Origin of the sequence: Microcoleus sp. A006_D1 (assembly GCF_036702805.1) — a bacterium.
Taxonomy (GTDB): Bacteria; Cyanobacteriota; Cyanobacteriia; order Cyanobacteriales; family Microcoleaceae; genus Microcoleus.
Map to the genome: position 1 here is coordinate 104,716 of NZ_JAUBVZ010000015.1, position 15,802 is coordinate 120,517.

Sequence of the window (15,802 nt, forward strand, 5' to 3'; positions counted from 1 at the left end):
TTAGTTTTTATAATAATAACAGCAAAACTACGCCATCAATTCATCCACCGCCACGCTAAATCCTGGTAAAACAAGCTGAGTCTTCGCCACCTCACCAGCCTTAAATAAAACTACCTCACCTTGAGTAATTACTAACACCCAACTACTCTTGGGAAATAGCAGCCAAACCTCGATACAACCCGAGTCTAAATACTCCTGTGCCTTAGCAAAAACATCATCAGCATAATCGCTAGGCGAAACAATCTCAGCTACCAGCGGAAAACTTTGTGGCAAAACTGAAAACTCTCCAACTTGCGCCAACAGTTCAGGAGTAATATAAGATACATCTGGTATCCGACCTTTTTTCAGAGTTTGACAAGTGACTTCCACATACACCTCGCCCCCTTGGGCGCTTGAGTCCATGTAAATGCCCCAATATCGTACTAATCTAGCTTGAATGCGGCGAGTCTTTGCAGTCATTCCCGGTTTCCCAACTACTTCTCCATTGACAAATTCTACATGATGTTTGACTATAACTTTACCGTCCGCCCACTCCGTCCCGTCAGGAGGATTTTGCATCCATTCTTCCAAAGTCAAATCTAACTGCTCTACACTAAAAGTTGTCATCTGACTCACCAATTTTACTGTTCATGTCGATTTTATCATATCTCCCGAAACATGGAAAAATCCTCGAATATCCTGCCGCCAGCCAGTTGCAGCTTATTGGCAGATATCGCATCACCAAAAAAATATATTCATCACGAACAACTCAGCCAATGGCTATCAACCAAATTACCGCATTCGATCCCGTCGAAGTGCATCATTTAGCAAAATATCGATCGCACTTAACGGAAATTCCTTGCGATCGGATGTACCGCAAGATAGACTAGAAGCAAGGCTTTCACAGTTTTGCTCCAAAATACCTCAGCAGGAGAGACAAATCAGCTACCCGCAGATTTTTGAGATTTAGCTTATTTCACCAACCTCTAACTATCCGCGTCCATCAGTGTTCATCTGCCTACATCTGCGGTTAAAAAAATCTGCTTCCCTGAATCCCACTAAAAAATGATTTTATCCAAATTACCCAAAGCAATTAAAATGCAGCTAAAACTAGCTGTCTCTATTTTCCTCACCTTAAATCTGCTAATATTAAGCGGCTGTCAAAACACCCCCAAAAACGGCGAACCAATAAAAATTACACTGTGGCACGGCATCAATCCCCCGCCAAATCGCGACGTATTTAAAACCCTAACGGACAAATTCAACAAAACACATCCCAACATCCAAGTAGAACCAATTTACATCGGTCAGCCCGACCAACAATTGCCAAAAATCCTCACAGCAATAGTAGGAAATGCACCGCCGGATTTGCTGTGGAATGTTGCCACAATTGCCGGAAAACTAGCAGAACTAAACGCAATTCAACCATTAGAAAAATGGCTAGACAAATCGCCCCGAAAAGCCGAAATCTACCCGTCACTCTTCGAGTCAATGGAACTTGGCGGACACATTTGGTCAATTCCCCTAGCCACCAACAACACGGGAATATTTTACCGTCCCAGTTTATTTAAAGCTGCCGGAATCACAAAAGTGCCGCAGAATTGGGAGCAATTAAAGCAAGTAGCCCGATCGCTCACACGAGATACGAACGGAGACGGACGCCCAGATCAACACGGCATCGTGCTCCCCCTAGGCAAAGGAGAATGGACAGTATTCACCTGGCTGCCGTTCATGTTCAGCGCAGGCGGCGAACTTACAGCCCAAACAGCTCAAACTCCCGTACTTCACATCGACAATCCCGGTTCTCTCGCCGCCTTAGAATTGTGGAGTGACTTGTTAAAAGAAGGTTCAGCAATACTGTCAGCACCCGAGCGCGGTTACGAACTCGACAACTTCATCGCCGGCAAAGTTGCCATGCAAATCACCGGGCCGTGGACGCTAGCACAATTGCAGCAAAGTGCGATCGACTACGCAGTGATGCCCATACCCGCTCTCAAACGTCCCGCAGCCGTCGTTGGAGGTGAAAACCTATTTTTAATGAAAACCTCGCCAGAACGAGAGCGAGCAGCCCGAGAATTTTTAGAATATGCGATCGGCGAAGAATTCCAAACAGCATGGGCATTGGGAACAGGTTACTTGCCAATTAACTTAAAATCGAGACAGAGCCAAACTTATCAAAATTTTGTGGAAAAAAACCCTGTTTTGCGAGTATTTTTAGAACAAATGAACTCCGCCCGATCGCGCCCGATTATTTCAGGTTACTCCCGCCTGTCAGAAAACCTCGGTCGCGCCATAGAAGCAACCCTTCTTGGTCGCAACCCGCAAGACGCCCTTAAAGAAGCTCAAGAGCGTTTGACACTAACCTTAGATATTGCAGTCAAGTAAGCTACAGATTTGTCTGTGGTCAGTGGTCAGTGGTCATTAGTCATTAGTCATTGGTCATTGGTCATTAGTCATTGGTCATTGGTCATTGGTCATTGGTCATTGGTAATAAAAATGGCGATGACCTCACGAAATTGGAGAATCGCTATAGTGGAACAATCAAATGGAAATAGAGAATGAATTTTTTTTTTTGATCGGGTGAATTATCCACTTTTACTGTATTCGACAAAACAGTTTAAGCCTCGATTAATTGGTTGAGAATCTCAGGAAAATCATTACCACCTGCACTGACAATTCAATAACCGGATTTCTTGCCCCGGGCTGACCTCAAAGCAGAGATTTTGCGTCGCTATTATCGGTTTATTTGGTATTATTGAGCATAGTGCAATATGTTAGGTGAAATCGAGTGGCGATCGCCCGAGACACAAAGACGCCGACTGTTGCTCGTTCATTCAGTTGACAGTTGACAGTTGACAGTTGACAGCACTTGACAAAAGAAGTCCGAGGATTGGAGTAATGAATAGTCTGATTTTAATTTCTCCCTACAAGGGTTCCGGCTTTAAACCAATTCTTTCTGGTAATAAATCTTTAACAAAAAACTAAAAATTAAAAACCGAATGCTTAGCCATCACAGATATATTAGCAAAAAAGGGATACTCCCGAAATTTATACCCAGATTAGATCGCACAGTCCCCAAAAAAACCGCGCCGTTGAGGGCGCCACAAAAAGTGAGATCGACAGGTTCTCCCCCTAGCTTCCACCCATGACCTACCATCACCTAATAGAAACATTGTCCCTAGTGTGTGTCCGTCCCGTGCCACCTAGTGAGAGCCCAACAACCGTCCACCTTTTCCCCAAACGACCATGCAGACAAAGTTCCTTAACGCCATCAAAGGACATTCCTGGCGGTACTTCCTTGCAGTAGGTGCGATCGCCCTAATCTACTATGCGGCTTCCCAATTCGCAATTGCCACCCTCACCCTAAGTTCAGAAATTTACCCCATGTGGCCTGCTGCGGGAATTGCCCAAGTCGCCCTGCTGCTGTTCGGGCGGCAACTGTGGCCGGGAATTGCGATCGGAGGCTTCCTGTTCAGCATCAGCGCACCCTCGGCCAACATCGGCGCGGCATTGATCTCAGCAGGCGCTAGAACCCTGCAAGCGTGGACGGGAACTTATCTGCTGCAAAGGATTAACTTTAGCGCCGGGCTCGATCGGCTCAAAGACGTTTTAGGAATAGTCGGACTAGCAGCCATGGGCTCTACCCTGATCAACTCCACCATCGGCAGCATCATCGTCTGCCTGACCGGTTTATCTAGCTGGAGCAATTTTGGCACAATTTGGGGGACTTGGTGGGTGGGAGACGCTATGGGAATTTTGCTCGTCGCCCCGCTGCTGCTGACCTGGCAAAAATTGCCCAAACTCCCGATCCATCACCCCCAAAAGATGGTCGAACGAGGGATTTGGCTGCTGCTGCTGCTAGCAATCGGCTGGCTCGTCTTCTGCTCCCGCACCCGCGCCGCCTACGCCCGCTATCCCCTAGAATACTTACCATTTCCCCTAGTAGTTTGGGCAGCCTTTCGATTCGGCCAGCGCTACACAGCCCTCTCCAACTTCATCCTCTGCGGCTTCGCCATCTGGGGCATAGCCCGAGGCAGCGGCCCCTTTCTCAAACACGCCAGCAGCATCCCCCAAGCACTCTTATCCCTGCAAGCCTTCATCGCCGTGATCGCCGTCACCGGCTTAGTCTTAGCAGCCACCGTCGCCGAACGCCACCAAGCAGAAGCCTCCTTGCGCGCCAGCGAAGCCAGCCTCGCCAACGCCCAGCGCATCGCCCAGCTAGGCAACTGGGACTTAGACCGCAACACGCAGCAATTGCGGTGGTCAGAGGAAATTTACCGCATCCTGGGACAGCAGCCGGGAACTTTTCAACCCAGCCTCGAAGCCTTCTTGGAATACGTACACCCCGAAGACCGAGAATTAGTCAAAACCTCGATCGAAGCCGCTTTATTTCAGCAACAGCCCTACATTATCGACTACAGGCTCGTACTCCCCGACGGCAGCCAGCGCACAGTCTGCGAACAAGCCGCCGTCAACTCCCTCTACATCACCAGCACCGTTCAAGACATCACAGACAGAAAGCGCGCCGAAGCCGCCCTGCGTTCTTCCGAAGAAAGATTTTCCAAAGCCTTTCACGCCTCCCCAGTCGGGATCGGCATCTGCACGCTCACAGACGCACGCTTCCTCGATGCCAACGACAGCTTTTTGCGCTCCTTAGGCTGGTTGCGACACGAATTTATTGGCCGCACCCCCAGCGATTTAGAAATGTGGGTTAACTCAGAAGACGGGCGGCGGCTCGCCCAGATGTTGGAAGCCCAAAATTCGATCGGCAACCAAGAAATCAAAATCCGCACCAAAGCCGGCGACATACGCGACTGGCTGCTGTCAGGGGAACTCATCGACCTCGGCAGCACTCAGTGCGTGTTAATCATGACCAGCGACATCACCGAGCGCTTGCGTTCCGAAGAATTCCGCCGCGCCGCCTTAGCCGCCGAATCTGCAAATCGATCGAAAAGCATCTTTCTCGCCAACATGAGTCACGAACTCAGAACCCCCCTCAACGCCATCATCGGCTACAGCGAGATCCTGCAAGAAGACGCCCGAGACATCGGTGCCGATGAATTCATCGACGACCTACAAAAAATTAACACAGCAGGCCAGCACTTGCTAGCGCTAATTAAAGATATTCTCGACTTCTCTAAAATAGAAGCCGGCCGCATCGACTTGCACATCGAAACCTTCACCATTTTAAATTTGATCGAGCAAGTAGTCGCCACGATCGCGCCGATGGCAGACAAAAATAGCAATATCTTAGAAATACAATGCCCTGAGGATATTGGCTCGATGCAGACCGACTTGACTAAACTCCGCCAGTCCCTGCTCAACCTGCTCAGCAACGCCTCCAAGTTTACTTGCTCGGGGGCGATTACTTTCACGATTGCCCGCTGGGCCGAAACCCCTGCCGAGACTGCCAACAGACGCAAACAACTTGGAGCCTCTAGAGGAGTTAGCCCATCTGACAATAGCTCCTCTTCCTTATCTTCCTCTCAAGATTGGATTGTTTTTACGGTCAAAGATACCGGCATTGGCATGAGTTCCGAACAGTTAGCCAGAATCTTCGATCCTTTCACCCAAGCCGATTCCTCAACTACTAAGAAGTACGGTGGCACTGGTTTGGGGCTGACAATTACTAAGAAATTCTGCGAAATGATGGACGGAGACATTACCGCATTCAGCGAGTTGGAGAAAGGTTCTACTTTTACAATTCGGCTCCCAGCTATTCTCAACGAAACTTCGATCTTCACCGAAAAGTCTGAGAAATAGAGATTTTTGACAATTATGGTTAATCGCTCTCACCCGCCCAACCACGCGAAAAAATTTTAGTCGCGCCGCATTTCTCGAACATCTAGCTGTTCTCAATTTTTGTGAGGTACGCGGGCGAGCAATTATAGCAGTGGACAGTTGACAGTTGACCTGGGACAGTTGCAGAATCAGGAAATTAAACCGTTTAGGCTATGGGTTATGAAGCTCTATTCATGAGGTTATTTATGTCCTCAACGCTGTGGCGATTGCTATAGGTTTTTTCCCAGCCTACCGCACTTTTACTCCAGAATTGCTATCATATGATATTTACAAGAATTAGATAATCTTTTACCAGGAAGGGAGTAGGAACAGATATCATAAAATAGGTTATTTTACCGGAGATGACCTGATTCTGATTTCCTGGTTTCTAGCTGTAACCTTCGTTTAATTAATTTTAACAAAAAGTGCGATCGCGATCGCCCGAGACAGCGACAGATCGGTGATAATCAAGCAGGTACTCTCTCCTGCACGCGATCGCTCTTGATTGAGCTCAATCAACTCTCGGGTTCCCGAAATGGCGCTCCACACTCAAAACCCAACTCAAACAGTCCTCTAATTGGGCAAGGACGCTCCGCGCTTGCAGCTCCACAAACCCCGTTGATTCGCATAAGTCGAGCCATCAAAAAAGCGATTTTTCACTGAAGCCGAATTTTTGTGCGTAAGTTCTATTGATAAGATGATACCATTTTTGAGTGTGCGGCAAACAGTCAGAGCATCGATTTGTTGACAATCGAAAAAGTTTTGAGGGTAAATATAATAAGTGCAGTTAGAAAGATTGAGAGAGACCAGAGACATCGCTCGCTTTCTCGATAAAATCGGCGATCGAGTTCGATCGCGTACCTTTCCATTAAGTGTAAGCTGCGTATAAATACTATTAATTAAAAAGATATACTCTAGAAAGTTGCCTACAAAGCGCCAGAAATTATGCATCTCCACCTCCAGCGCCAACTCGAACAGCTCGGTTTAGCCGGCGCCTCCACTCCTCCCACTGCCGAGCAGTGGCAGTTATTCTTAGAGCAGGTAAGCTGTAGCTACGACGACGCCCGGAGCCAGCAGGAACCGCTGCGGCAGGATTTTGCCTCGCCCCAGCCCTCTCCAGACTCTCCAACAGCTTCAGAATTCGATCGGCTGCGGGCGACTATCAACAGTTTGGGGGCGGGATTGTGTATCCTTGATGCCAAGGGGTGTGCGATCTCGGTGAATCCAGAAGCAGAACGCTTGCTGGGGTGGCGAGAGTCGGAACTTGCAGGCGTTTCACTGTTAGAGCGCATCTATCGCCAGCAAAAACCAGGCAAGAAATCCCCAGTTTTGGCGGCTCGCTACGATGTGGCGATCGCACCTACACTAGGTTTACCAGAGGCGATCGCCTCCCGTCAACCTTGCAGCAAGTGGGACGGCGAGTTTCTGTGCCGCGACGGCAAAATTTTACCAGTTTCCTATTTTTTCAATCCCGCAGTTGAAAGCAGCGAAATATCAGTCTTGGTATTTTTTGAAACTAGAGAACACCAGCGATCGACCCCGATGCTGCAAGCACTTCTAGAATCTACAGATACTGGAATTGTCGCAGTTGACAACAACGGCAATGTATGCAATTATAATCGAAAATTTGTCGAGATGTGGGGTTTGTCCGCGAGCCCAGGAAAGTTGAGCCGATCGACCGCAGGTCTGGTCAAAAAAACCATCGAAACAAAATTCCTGTTCGCCAAGTCACAATTAAAAGACCCCCAAGCATTTCTGGAAAATGCGATCGAAGTCTGGGCAAATCCACATACTCAAATCAGCGAGTTATTAGAATTTAAAGACGGAAAAATTATAAAATTAAATTCATTGCCTTTAAAAGTCGGATCGACAACTTGTGGCAGAGTATGGATCTTTCGAGACGTTACCGAACGCCAAAAACTAGCACAATCTTTGCAGAATCGAGTAGAATTGGAACAGTTGATTGTCAGTTTGTCAACCGATTTGATCGGCCTGCCGAGCTCGGAAACAGACAAAGGCATCGATCGCACCCTGGAAGCAATCGCCACCTTCAACGACTTTGACCGCAGTTACATCTACCTGCTCTCGGAAGACAAAACCCGCGCCCGCAAAACCTACGAGTGGTGCGCCGACGGCACGGGGTCAATAACAGACAGCACCGACAAACAAATAGAGATCGACCAAATTCCTGGGATTGCACAAAAGCTCGATCGCGCCGAATGCCTGCACATCAGAGAAATCGCCGAACTACCGCCCTCAGAATTGGCAGAAATTGCCAGTTTGACAGGCAAAAATCCAGCAGAATTCCTGACAGATTCCCCATCCCAAACAGCGATCGCAAATTCCCCAAAAACCGAATTAAACAAACCTCAAAAAAATCTGCGATCGCTGATAATTATTCCCCTAATTTCCAGCAGTAAAAACCTAGTAGGATTTCTCGGATTCGACGGTTGCAGAGCCGCAGGCGACCGATCTGCCGAAATATCCACTCCTCTAAAAAAGGTAGGAGAAACCCTCGCCAATGCCCTAGAACGCCAGCGCGCAGAAACAGCTTTGCAGCAAGAGAAATCAAGCTACCGCAACATCTTTGAAAACGCAGTCGAAGGCATATTCCAAACCACCCCAGAGGGGCGCTACCTCAGCGCCAACCCCGCACTAGCCGGGATTTACGGCTACGAAACAGTCGCCCTTCTTCTCGCCGAACTCCCAAACATCAACCACCAACTTTACGTTGATCCCGATCGACGCGCCGAATTTGTCGCCCAATTGGACGCACGCCGCCAAATATTAAAATTTGAATCCCAAATATACCGCCGAGACGGTAGCAAAATCTGGATTTCGGAAAACGCCCGCAGCATCTGCGACGAAAATGGCAGCGTTATGTACTACGAAGGTACAGTCATCGACATTACCGATCGCAAACAATCAGAATCCGCCATGCAGTCGGCCCTAGAAGCAGCAGAATCAGCCAACCGGGCAAAAAGCACATTTCTCGCCAACATGAGCCACGAGCTGCGTACACCCCTCAATGCCATCATCGGCTACAGCGAAATGCTCAAAGAAGAAGCCGAAGAATTGGGCAGCTCCGAATCCGTCCCCGACCTCGAAAAAATCCGCACCGCAGGCAAACACCTGCTGTCCCTGATCGACGACATCCTCGATATATCTAAAATTGAAGCAGGCCGAATGGATCTCTACTTAGAAACTTTCGATATCCATGCCTTAATTGAAAGTGCTGTCGCCACGGCGAGGCCGCTGATCGAGAAAAACAGCAACACTGTAGAAGTTTACTGTCCAGACAACCTCGACACCATGCACGCCGACATGACCAAAGTCCGGCAAGTGCTGCTGAACCTGCTCAGCAACGCTGCTAAGTTCACCAAAAACGGGAAAATTGCGATCGGAGTAGAAAAAATTAAAAATGAACAATTAAGAATGAAAAATCAAGAGGAATCTTCCCAAATTTTAATTTCCAACTCCGAATTTTTAAGTTTCCGCGTCGCCGACACCGGTATCGGCATGACACAAGACCAATTGCAGCGAGTTTTCCAACCTTTCACCCAAGCAGACGCCTCGACTACTAAAAAGTACGGTGGCACCGGTTTGGGACTAGCTATCAGCCAGCGCTTCTGTCAGATGATGGGCGGCAGCATTGAGGCCAGCAGCGCCTTAGGCGCAGGTACCACTTTCACCGTACTCTTGCCCAGCGCCATCAAACAGCCGGAAATCCCCAACAAAGTCCGCGACAGCACTAGCGCTCCGAGCGCCCCCGGTGTTGGTACGGTGCTGGTAGTAGACGACGACCCGATTTCCCGAGATTTGATCCAGCGCGCCCTGGCTCGCCAAGGACTGCACATAGAAGTCGCCGCCGGCGGCGAGCAAGCCCTCAGGCTCGCCAAGCAACTGCGCCCAGACGCGATTACCCTCGACGTGATCATGCCGGGAATGGACGGCTGGGCGGTGCTTTCCGCCCTGAAGGCAGATCCTGACCTTGCCGAAATTCCGGTAATCCTGCTATCCTTTGTGGGCAACAAGAGCCTCGGCTTTGCATTGGGCGCTTCGGACTACCTCACCAAACCAGTGGACGGCAAACGGCTGGCTGCTTTGTTGAACAAGTACCGACGCGATCGAGACGGCGTTGCTGCTAACAGTTTTCCCGGTCAAATATTAGTTGTGGAAGATGACGATGCCACGCGCAAAATACTGCGGCGCATACTAGAAAAAAAAGGCTGGGCTGTGGCGGAAGCTGACAGCGGACGTGCTGCTCTCGAACAGCTAGCAGTTGCTCGCCCGCAATTAATTTTGCTGGATTTGATGCTGCCAGAAATGGATGGTTTTGAGTTGATTGCCGAACTTCGCAAGTCGCATTCTGGAGACCCTATACCGATCGTAGTAATTACCGCTAAAGACCTGACTCCCGCCGAAAGTCAGCAACTCAACGGCTACGTCGAGCGGGTGCTACAAAAGGGAGTCTACAGTTGCGATACTTTACTACGCGATGTTCGCTCTATAGTGAATGACAGACTCGATCGCAGGTACGACTCGAAAGGCAAGGAGAACACCAATGGCTAAAATCCTGTTGGTCGAAGATAACGAAATGAACAGGGATATGCTGTCCCGCCGTCTGGCCCGCAAGGGACACGAGGTTTTTATTGCAGTGGACGGTGCTGAGGGAGTGTCGATGGCCCTCGCGAAAGTACCGGATTTGATTCTGATGGATATGAGTCTGCCAGTGCTCGATGGGTGGCAAGCCACGCAGCAAATTAAGGCGGCTCCTGAAACTAAAACGATTCCGGTGATTGCGCTGACAGCTCACGCAATGGCGGGCGATCGCGAAAAGTGTCTGGCGGCCGGCTGCGACGACTACGACACCAAACCGGTCGAGTTTCCCCGACTTTTGAGTAAGATTGAAATGCTTCTGAAAGAGGCTATGACATGAAAGGTGATCAGGGCAGCGTGCTGGTTGTTGACGACAATGAGGTAAACCGCGATTTGCTGGCTCGCCGACTTCAGCGTCAAGGCCACGCGGTGACTGTTGCTGAGGATGGTGTGCAAGCTCTGCAACTGATGCGAAGTCAGCCGTTTGATTTGGTGCTTCTGGACATTATGATGCCACAAATGAACGGCTATCAGGTGCTGGAAAATCTGAAGGCGGACGAGAATTTGCGCCACATCCCGGTAATTATGATTTCGGCGGTGGACGATATTGACAGTATTGTCCGCTGCATTGAGTTGGGCGCGGAGGATTATCTTTCTAAACCTTTCAATCCGGTATTGCTCAAGGCTCGGATTAGTGCTTGTTTGGAAAAGAAGCGGCTGCGGGATCAGGAACAGACGTATTTGCGGGAGTTGGCCCTGGAAAAGGAAAAGTCAGAGCGTTTGCTGCTGAATATTTTACCAGGCCCGATCGCACAACGCCTCAAACAAGGGGAAATTACGATCGCCGACAGTTTCGCCGAAGTAACAGTAATGTTTGCCGATTTGGTGGGTTTTACCAAGCTTTCGGCTCATTTGTCGCCGGCGGAGTTGGTAGAATTGCTCAACGAGATTTTTTCCGCTTTTGACGAGTTAGCCGATCGCTACGGACTTGAGAAAATTAAGACGATCGGCGATGCTTATATGGTGGTTGGCGGTTTGCCTAAGGAGACTAACGACCACGCCGAAAAGATTGCCCAAATGGCGATCGACATTCAAGCAGCCATCGCTAAGATGCGCACCAAGGGAGGACAGCCGCTGAGCATCCGCATCGGCATCCACACGGGCCCGGTGGAAGCCGGCGTCATCGGTACTAAAAAATTTACTTACGACTTGTGGGGAGATACGGTAAATACAGCTTCCCGGATGGAATCTCAAGGCGTCCCCGGCGGCATTCAGGTGACAGTTGCTACCTACGAGCGCCTGCGGGACAAGTACGTTTTTGAGGAGCGCGGCGTGATTTCGGTGAAAGGCAAAGGCGATATGATGACTTATCTGCTTGTGGGCAGAAAAGGCTAATTAGTCATTGGGCATTGGGCATTGGGCATTGGGCATTGGGCATCGGATATCGGTAACTAATATCAACAGTCAACAGTCAACAGTCAACAGTCAGCAGTCAACAAATGAACGTAAATTCTAATCTTTTAATGTACGCCCAATGGGCGGGAATTCTGACAGCAGCTTTGTTTGTTTTAACAATCATAGCATTTATCTTGAAATGGGGTTTTCGCTTCCGATTAGTAGGAGTGACCAGCTTTATGGGCGTAATCGCTGCGAGTATATTCGGTCTCGGTTTGGGACTATTTGCCCGCACCGAAATTCCCGGTGCAGTTCGCTATTCTTTAGTTTACGATACTGGCGGCGCTCAAACAGTAGTTACCGTGCCGCCTTCGATCACCGAATCCCAGTTAGAAGCAACGATGCAACAAGTGGCTGCGGATTTGTACTCTCCAGGGCGCTCTGGAAGCGGCAGAGACTACATGACAATCCGGGTTCGGACAATTGTACATCCTGAACCCGGTCTATCGCAGCCGCTGTTTTTGGGCGAGGTGCGGCGATCGCTCGCGACTCGGTACGATGACAAAATGGCGATCGACATCTTCCCCGAAAAAGTCGCAACTCTGAAAAAATACCAAGCCTAAAAACAAAGGTTCGTAGTGAGGAATTTATTCCTCTCTACCTAATTAAGGTCGTAGGGTGTGTCGCCATTGACAAGCCATAAACTTGACAGACAATCTCATAGCGACGCACCTGACAAAATAGTGATTGTTAGGTGCGTAAGGGCCGAAAATTTTAACCACTGACTCAAGCATTCCCCCCTGATGCACCCTACGGTTATACTTGGAAAATTGAGAGTTTGATGAAGAGGAATAAATGATGAATATAGAAGATGAACAAACTTTAAATGCCCAACTAAAACGAGAATTGCTGAGAATTAAAGCTTTGATTAATCTAGATGGACAAACGCCAGAAAAAAAGCCGAATTGTTTTTTGAACAAGCTTTAGTTTATGACTATGCTCAACAATATGCAGAAGCGATCACTTCTTTCGACAAAGCCTTAAAAATCAAACCAGATTATCACGAAGCCTGGAAAAATCGGGGTACTGCACTGGGTAATTTAGGCAGATTGTCAGAAGCGATCACTTCTTTCGACAAAGCCTTAAAAATCAAACCAGATTATCACGAAGCCTGGTACAATCGGGGCTATGCACTGGATGATTCAGGCAGAGTGGAAGAAGCGCTCACTTCTTTCGACAAAGCCTTAAAAATCAAACCAGATTATCACGAAGCCTGGAACAATCGGGGCATTGCACTGGATGATTCAGGCAGAGTGGAAGAGGCGATCACTTCTTTCGACAAAGCCTTAGAAATCAAACCAGATTATCACGAAGCCTGGTACAATCGGGGCATTGCACTGGGTAATTTAGGCAGGTTGGAAGAGGCGATCGCCTCCTACGACAAAGCCTTAGAAATCAAACCAGATGACCACGAAGCATTTTATAATAAAGCTTGCAGCTATGCGTTAAACGGTCAGGTTGACCAAGCAATTCAGAATTTGCAGCAAGCGATCGATCTAAATCCTGACGAATGGCGAGAAACGGCAAAAACAGACTCGGATTTTGACAGCGTGCGATCGCACTCTCAGTTTCAAGCCTTGATTGAAGAATAGGGATTTTTCATCCTAGCGGGGGCGGATTTACGAGATTGATAGGTGTTGAGGCAATTATTTTTGATAAAACCCATCCCTACAGCATCAAAAACACTCTGTGATAGAATAATTAATAGCGAGGTAAAAGATGACTCAACTAAATGTAACTATAATTAATGGCAGATTTCCCGAACTCATCGCCAGTATTGAAGATAGTGGAGAACGAATCGTCATAGAACAGGAAGGAAAGGCGATCGCTGCTATCATTACTTATGCTGACCTGAAGCGACTGGAAGCGCTAGAAGCAGCCCTCATTAACAAAGCAAAAATACAAGAATATGAATGGCTAAAAGCTGCGATCGCAAATCCAGCCTTTGATTCTCTTAGAGACTCAGCCGAAGATATCTACACTTTAGCTGATGGCAAGCCATTCCACGACTCAGAATGGATTAAAACAGCGATCGATCCTGATTTTGGTTCGATTCTTGACCCCGAAGAAGACATTTATAGTATAACTGACGAAACCATTCCATGACCAAGCGTAAGATTTTCCTAGTACCGTTTCCCTATGATGATTTATCGGCAAACAAACTGCGTCCAGCAGTTTGTTTGACTAATCCTTTGGGAGCGAGACGCCATGTTATTCTTGCTTATATTACAAGTCGCCTGCCCACAAATCTACTGGAAACAGATATCGTATTAGATGCTTCTCATCCAGACTTTCCTGCTGCGGGACTGCGGGGGCCATCTACTATCAGGCTGCATCAACTGGTGACTGTTTCTACAGTGGTTGTTCAGCGTGAGTTGGGTGAATTGTCATCAAATATACAGGCTAAAATTGCTTAAAAGCTCTGCAATTTTCTAAGTCAGTGATGGCAGATATGTGAAAATTATACTTGGGGTGAGGTGTGTCACATCTCAGGTCGATCGCCCTTTCCTCTCTTCTACGCAATTCCCTAAAAGTTTTAGTAAAAATCCATACATCCAAACCAACAGCCAAGACCAAACTACCTAGAATTAAACTCTAAAAAATTAAAAAAGTTCCCGAGTTAATGTAAAATTGTCAACAATAACAAAAGTAAGGTACAATCCCCATCATTAGATGGCAGATGGTGAAAAACATCGCATATAAAATAAAAACAACTATACAAAAATGAGGTGAGACCCCTTGCAAAAATTAGCCAGGATAGAAAAGCCGATTGACTCTGGGGAAAAATCCGTATCAGTCAACACCCAAAACGCTCAAACGCTGTACGATCGCGGAAACGCCCTAGAAACAATGGGACGCTTGCCAGCAGCGATCGAATCCTGGTCAAAGGCGATCGAACTGGAACCGAAATTTTACGAAGCCTGGTACAACAAAGGCGTAGCCCTCAGAAAATTGGGACGGCTAGAAGAAGCGATCACAGCCTACAACAAATCATTAAAAATTAAAGCAGATAATGCCGAAGCGTGGTATAATCGCGCCAACGTTTTGCGGAAACTCAACAGACTCTCAGAAGCGATCGCCTCCTACGAACACGCGATCGAACTCAAACCCAGCTATCACGAAGCTTGGACGAACCGCGGCAACACCCTGGTCAACTTAGAAAAATTCTCAGAAGCGATCGACTCCTACGACAAAGCGATCGCTATCCGACCAGACTACTCCGAAGCTTGGTACAACAAAGCATTTGCCCTGAAAAATTCCGGCAAAAACACAGCCGCGATCGCCTCCTACGATAGGGCACTGGAACTAAAACCAGACTTACATCAAGCCTGGTACAACCGCGGCTTAGCCCTAGCCGATGAAAAACTCTACCCCGAAGCAGTCGCCTCCTACGACAAAACCCTGCAACTGCGGCCGAATTCCCCCGAAGTCTTGAACAAACGCGGCACGGCCCTCGCCCAAATGGGACAATTTGAAAATGCCATCGCCTCCTGGGACAAAGCGATCGAACTCAAGCCCGACGACAGCGAAACCTGGTACAACCGCGGCCTAGCCTTAGTCAACTTAAAACTATTTGAAGCAGCAATCGCTTCTTGGGACAAAACCCTAGAGTTGCAGCCAAAAAACACCGAAGCCTGGTACAACCGCGCCATCGCCCTCAAAAAAATCAAACGATTTACCGAAGCCATCGCCTCCTACGATCGCATCATCGCACTCACACCCGACGATCCAAATCTTTACTATCAAAAAGCCTGCGTCTGGGCCCTAGAAAAAGCCGTGGGCGATCGCACAAACAACCCCGAAGCTGTAGCAACCAGCACCCGTAAAGCGATCGAAAACTTATCAAGGGCGATCGAACTCAATCCGGATAAATACCGGAAACTATGCCAAAATGACTCAAAATTGCGTACAATACGGGAAGAAGTGCGGTTTTTAGCTTGATTTCAGGGTAGCAATGATTGATGGATACCGATGCCGCACTGCAACC

The 15,802-nt window shown here is 48.2% G+C and carries 14 protein-coding genes; 12 read left to right on the forward strand and 2 right to left on the reverse strand.

The window, feature by feature from the left end; translation table 11 throughout:
- Nucleotides 1-27: 27 nt before the first annotated feature.
- Nucleotides 28-606, reverse strand: a complete 579-nt coding sequence (locus QUB68_RS23130; RefSeq protein WP_332996831.1) for a Uma2 family endonuclease — start codon at nt 604-606, stop codon at nt 28-30.
- Between the two features lie 23 nt (nt 607-629).
- Between QUB68_RS23130 and QUB68_RS23135 the strand changes: the two genes are divergently transcribed.
- The 3 genes from QUB68_RS23135 (at nt 630) to QUB68_RS23145 (ending at nt 5,742) form a co-directional block, all read left to right on the forward strand.
- Nucleotides 630-869, forward strand: coding sequence for a hypothetical protein (locus tag QUB68_RS23135; protein ID WP_332996833.1), 240 nt, complete (start codon nt 630-632; stop codon nt 867-869).
- A gap of 175 nt (nt 870-1,044) precedes the next feature.
- Entirely contained in the window at nt 1,045-2,364 is a 1,320-nt protein-coding gene (locus tag QUB68_RS23140; RefSeq protein WP_332996834.1) for an ABC transporter substrate-binding protein, read from the forward strand.
- 861 nt (nt 2,365-3,225) lie between these two features.
- On the forward strand, nt 3,226-5,742 hold the full coding sequence (locus QUB68_RS23145; protein ID WP_332996837.1) for a sensor histidine kinase: 2,517 nt from the start codon (nt 3,226-3,228) through the stop codon (nt 5,740-5,742).
- Nucleotides 5,743-6,165: 423 nt separating this feature from the next.
- On the opposite strand, the gene QUB68_RS23150 is transcribed toward QUB68_RS23145, so the two are convergent.
- A complete protein-coding gene (locus QUB68_RS23150; RefSeq protein ID WP_332996839.1) occupies nt 6,166-6,309 on the reverse strand; it encodes a hypothetical protein in 144 nt (47 codons plus the stop codon).
- 396 nt (nt 6,310-6,705) lie between these two features.
- On the opposite strand from QUB68_RS23150, the gene QUB68_RS23155 reads away from it, so the two are divergent.
- The 9 genes from QUB68_RS23155 to QUB68_RS23195 all read left to right on the forward strand — a co-directional run bounded on the left by QUB68_RS23155 (nt 6,706) and on the right by QUB68_RS23195 (nt 15,756).
- Nucleotides 6,706-10,332 (forward strand): response regulator, encoded by a 3,627-nt coding sequence (locus QUB68_RS23155; RefSeq protein WP_332996840.1) that lies wholly within the window; start codon nt 6,706-6,708, stop codon nt 10,330-10,332.
- Nucleotides 10,325-10,699 (forward strand): response regulator, encoded by a 375-nt coding sequence (locus tag QUB68_RS23160; protein WP_332996842.1) that lies wholly within the window; start codon nt 10,325-10,327, stop codon nt 10,697-10,699. The genes QUB68_RS23155 and QUB68_RS23160 overlap by 8 nt, the downstream gene beginning before the upstream one ends.
- Nucleotides 10,696-11,754 carry an adenylate/guanylate cyclase domain-containing protein gene (locus QUB68_RS23165; RefSeq protein ID WP_332996844.1) on the forward strand — a complete coding sequence of 353 codons (1,059 nt, stop codon included), beginning with the start codon at nt 10,696-10,698 and terminating at the stop codon, nt 11,752-11,754. The genes QUB68_RS23160 and QUB68_RS23165 overlap by 4 nt, the downstream gene beginning before the upstream one ends.
- 104 nt (nt 11,755-11,858) lie before the next feature.
- On the forward strand, nt 11,859-12,377 hold the full coding sequence (locus QUB68_RS23170; RefSeq protein WP_332996846.1) for a Ycf51 family protein: 519 nt from the start codon (nt 11,859-11,861) through the stop codon (nt 12,375-12,377).
- Nucleotides 12,378-12,609: 232 nt separating this feature from the next.
- Complete coding sequence (locus QUB68_RS23175; RefSeq protein WP_332996848.1) at nt 12,610-12,741, forward strand: hypothetical protein; 132 nt, start codon at nt 12,610-12,612, stop codon at nt 12,739-12,741.
- On the forward strand, nt 12,720-13,406 hold the full coding sequence (locus QUB68_RS23180) for a tetratricopeptide repeat protein (protein ID WP_332996850.1): 687 nt from the start codon (nt 12,720-12,722) through the stop codon (nt 13,404-13,406). The genes QUB68_RS23175 and QUB68_RS23180 overlap by 22 nt, the downstream gene beginning before the upstream one ends.
- A gap of 127 nt (nt 13,407-13,533) precedes the next feature.
- On the forward strand, nt 13,534-13,920 hold the full coding sequence (locus tag QUB68_RS23185) for a type II toxin-antitoxin system Phd/YefM family antitoxin (protein WP_332996853.1): 387 nt from the start codon (nt 13,534-13,536) through the stop codon (nt 13,918-13,920).
- A complete protein-coding gene (locus QUB68_RS23190) occupies nt 13,917-14,231 on the forward strand; it encodes a type II toxin-antitoxin system PemK/MazF family toxin (RefSeq protein WP_332996855.1) in 315 nt (104 codons plus the stop codon). The genes QUB68_RS23185 and QUB68_RS23190 overlap by 4 nt, the downstream gene beginning before the upstream one ends.
- Before the next feature lie 322 nt (nt 14,232-14,553).
- Nucleotides 14,554-15,756 carry a tetratricopeptide repeat protein gene (locus QUB68_RS23195; RefSeq protein ID WP_332996857.1) on the forward strand — a complete coding sequence of 401 codons (1,203 nt, stop codon included), beginning with the start codon at nt 14,554-14,556 and terminating at the stop codon, nt 15,754-15,756.
- Nucleotides 15,757-15,802: the final 46 nt, after the last annotated feature.

What these genes read in the sequence shown, in the direction of transcription:
- QUB68_RS23140 (WP_332996834.1), top strand. Translation starts at nt 1,045, where the DNA reads ATGATTTTATCCAAATTACCCAAAGCAATTAAAATGCAGCTAAAACTA.
- QUB68_RS23135 (WP_332996833.1), top strand. Translation starts at nt 630, where the DNA reads ATGTCGATTTTATCATATCTCCCGAAACATGGAAAAATCCTCGAATAT.
- QUB68_RS23145 (WP_332996837.1), top strand. Translation starts at nt 3,226, where the DNA reads ATGCAGACAAAGTTCCTTAACGCCATCAAAGGACATTCCTGGCGGTAC.
- QUB68_RS23170 (WP_332996846.1), top strand. Translation starts at nt 11,859, where the DNA reads ATGAACGTAAATTCTAATCTTTTAATGTACGCCCAATGGGCGGGAATT.
- QUB68_RS23175 (WP_332996848.1), top strand. Translation starts at nt 12,610, where the DNA reads ATGATGAATATAGAAGATGAACAAACTTTAAATGCCCAACTAAAACGA.
- QUB68_RS23130 (WP_332996831.1), bottom strand. Translation starts at nt 606, where the DNA reads ATGACAACTTTTAGTGTAGAGCAGTTAGATTTGACTTTGGAAGAATGG.
- QUB68_RS23160 (WP_332996842.1), top strand. Translation starts at nt 10,325, where the DNA reads ATGGCTAAAATCCTGTTGGTCGAAGATAACGAAATGAACAGGGATATG.
- QUB68_RS23155 (WP_332996840.1), top strand. Translation starts at nt 6,706, where the DNA reads ATGCATCTCCACCTCCAGCGCCAACTCGAACAGCTCGGTTTAGCCGGC.
- QUB68_RS23190 (WP_332996855.1), top strand. Translation starts at nt 13,917, where the DNA reads ATGACCAAGCGTAAGATTTTCCTAGTACCGTTTCCCTATGATGATTTA.
- QUB68_RS23165 (WP_332996844.1), top strand. Translation starts at nt 10,696, where the DNA reads ATGAAAGGTGATCAGGGCAGCGTGCTGGTTGTTGACGACAATGAGGTA.
- QUB68_RS23185 (WP_332996853.1), top strand. Translation starts at nt 13,534, where the DNA reads ATGACTCAACTAAATGTAACTATAATTAATGGCAGATTTCCCGAACTC.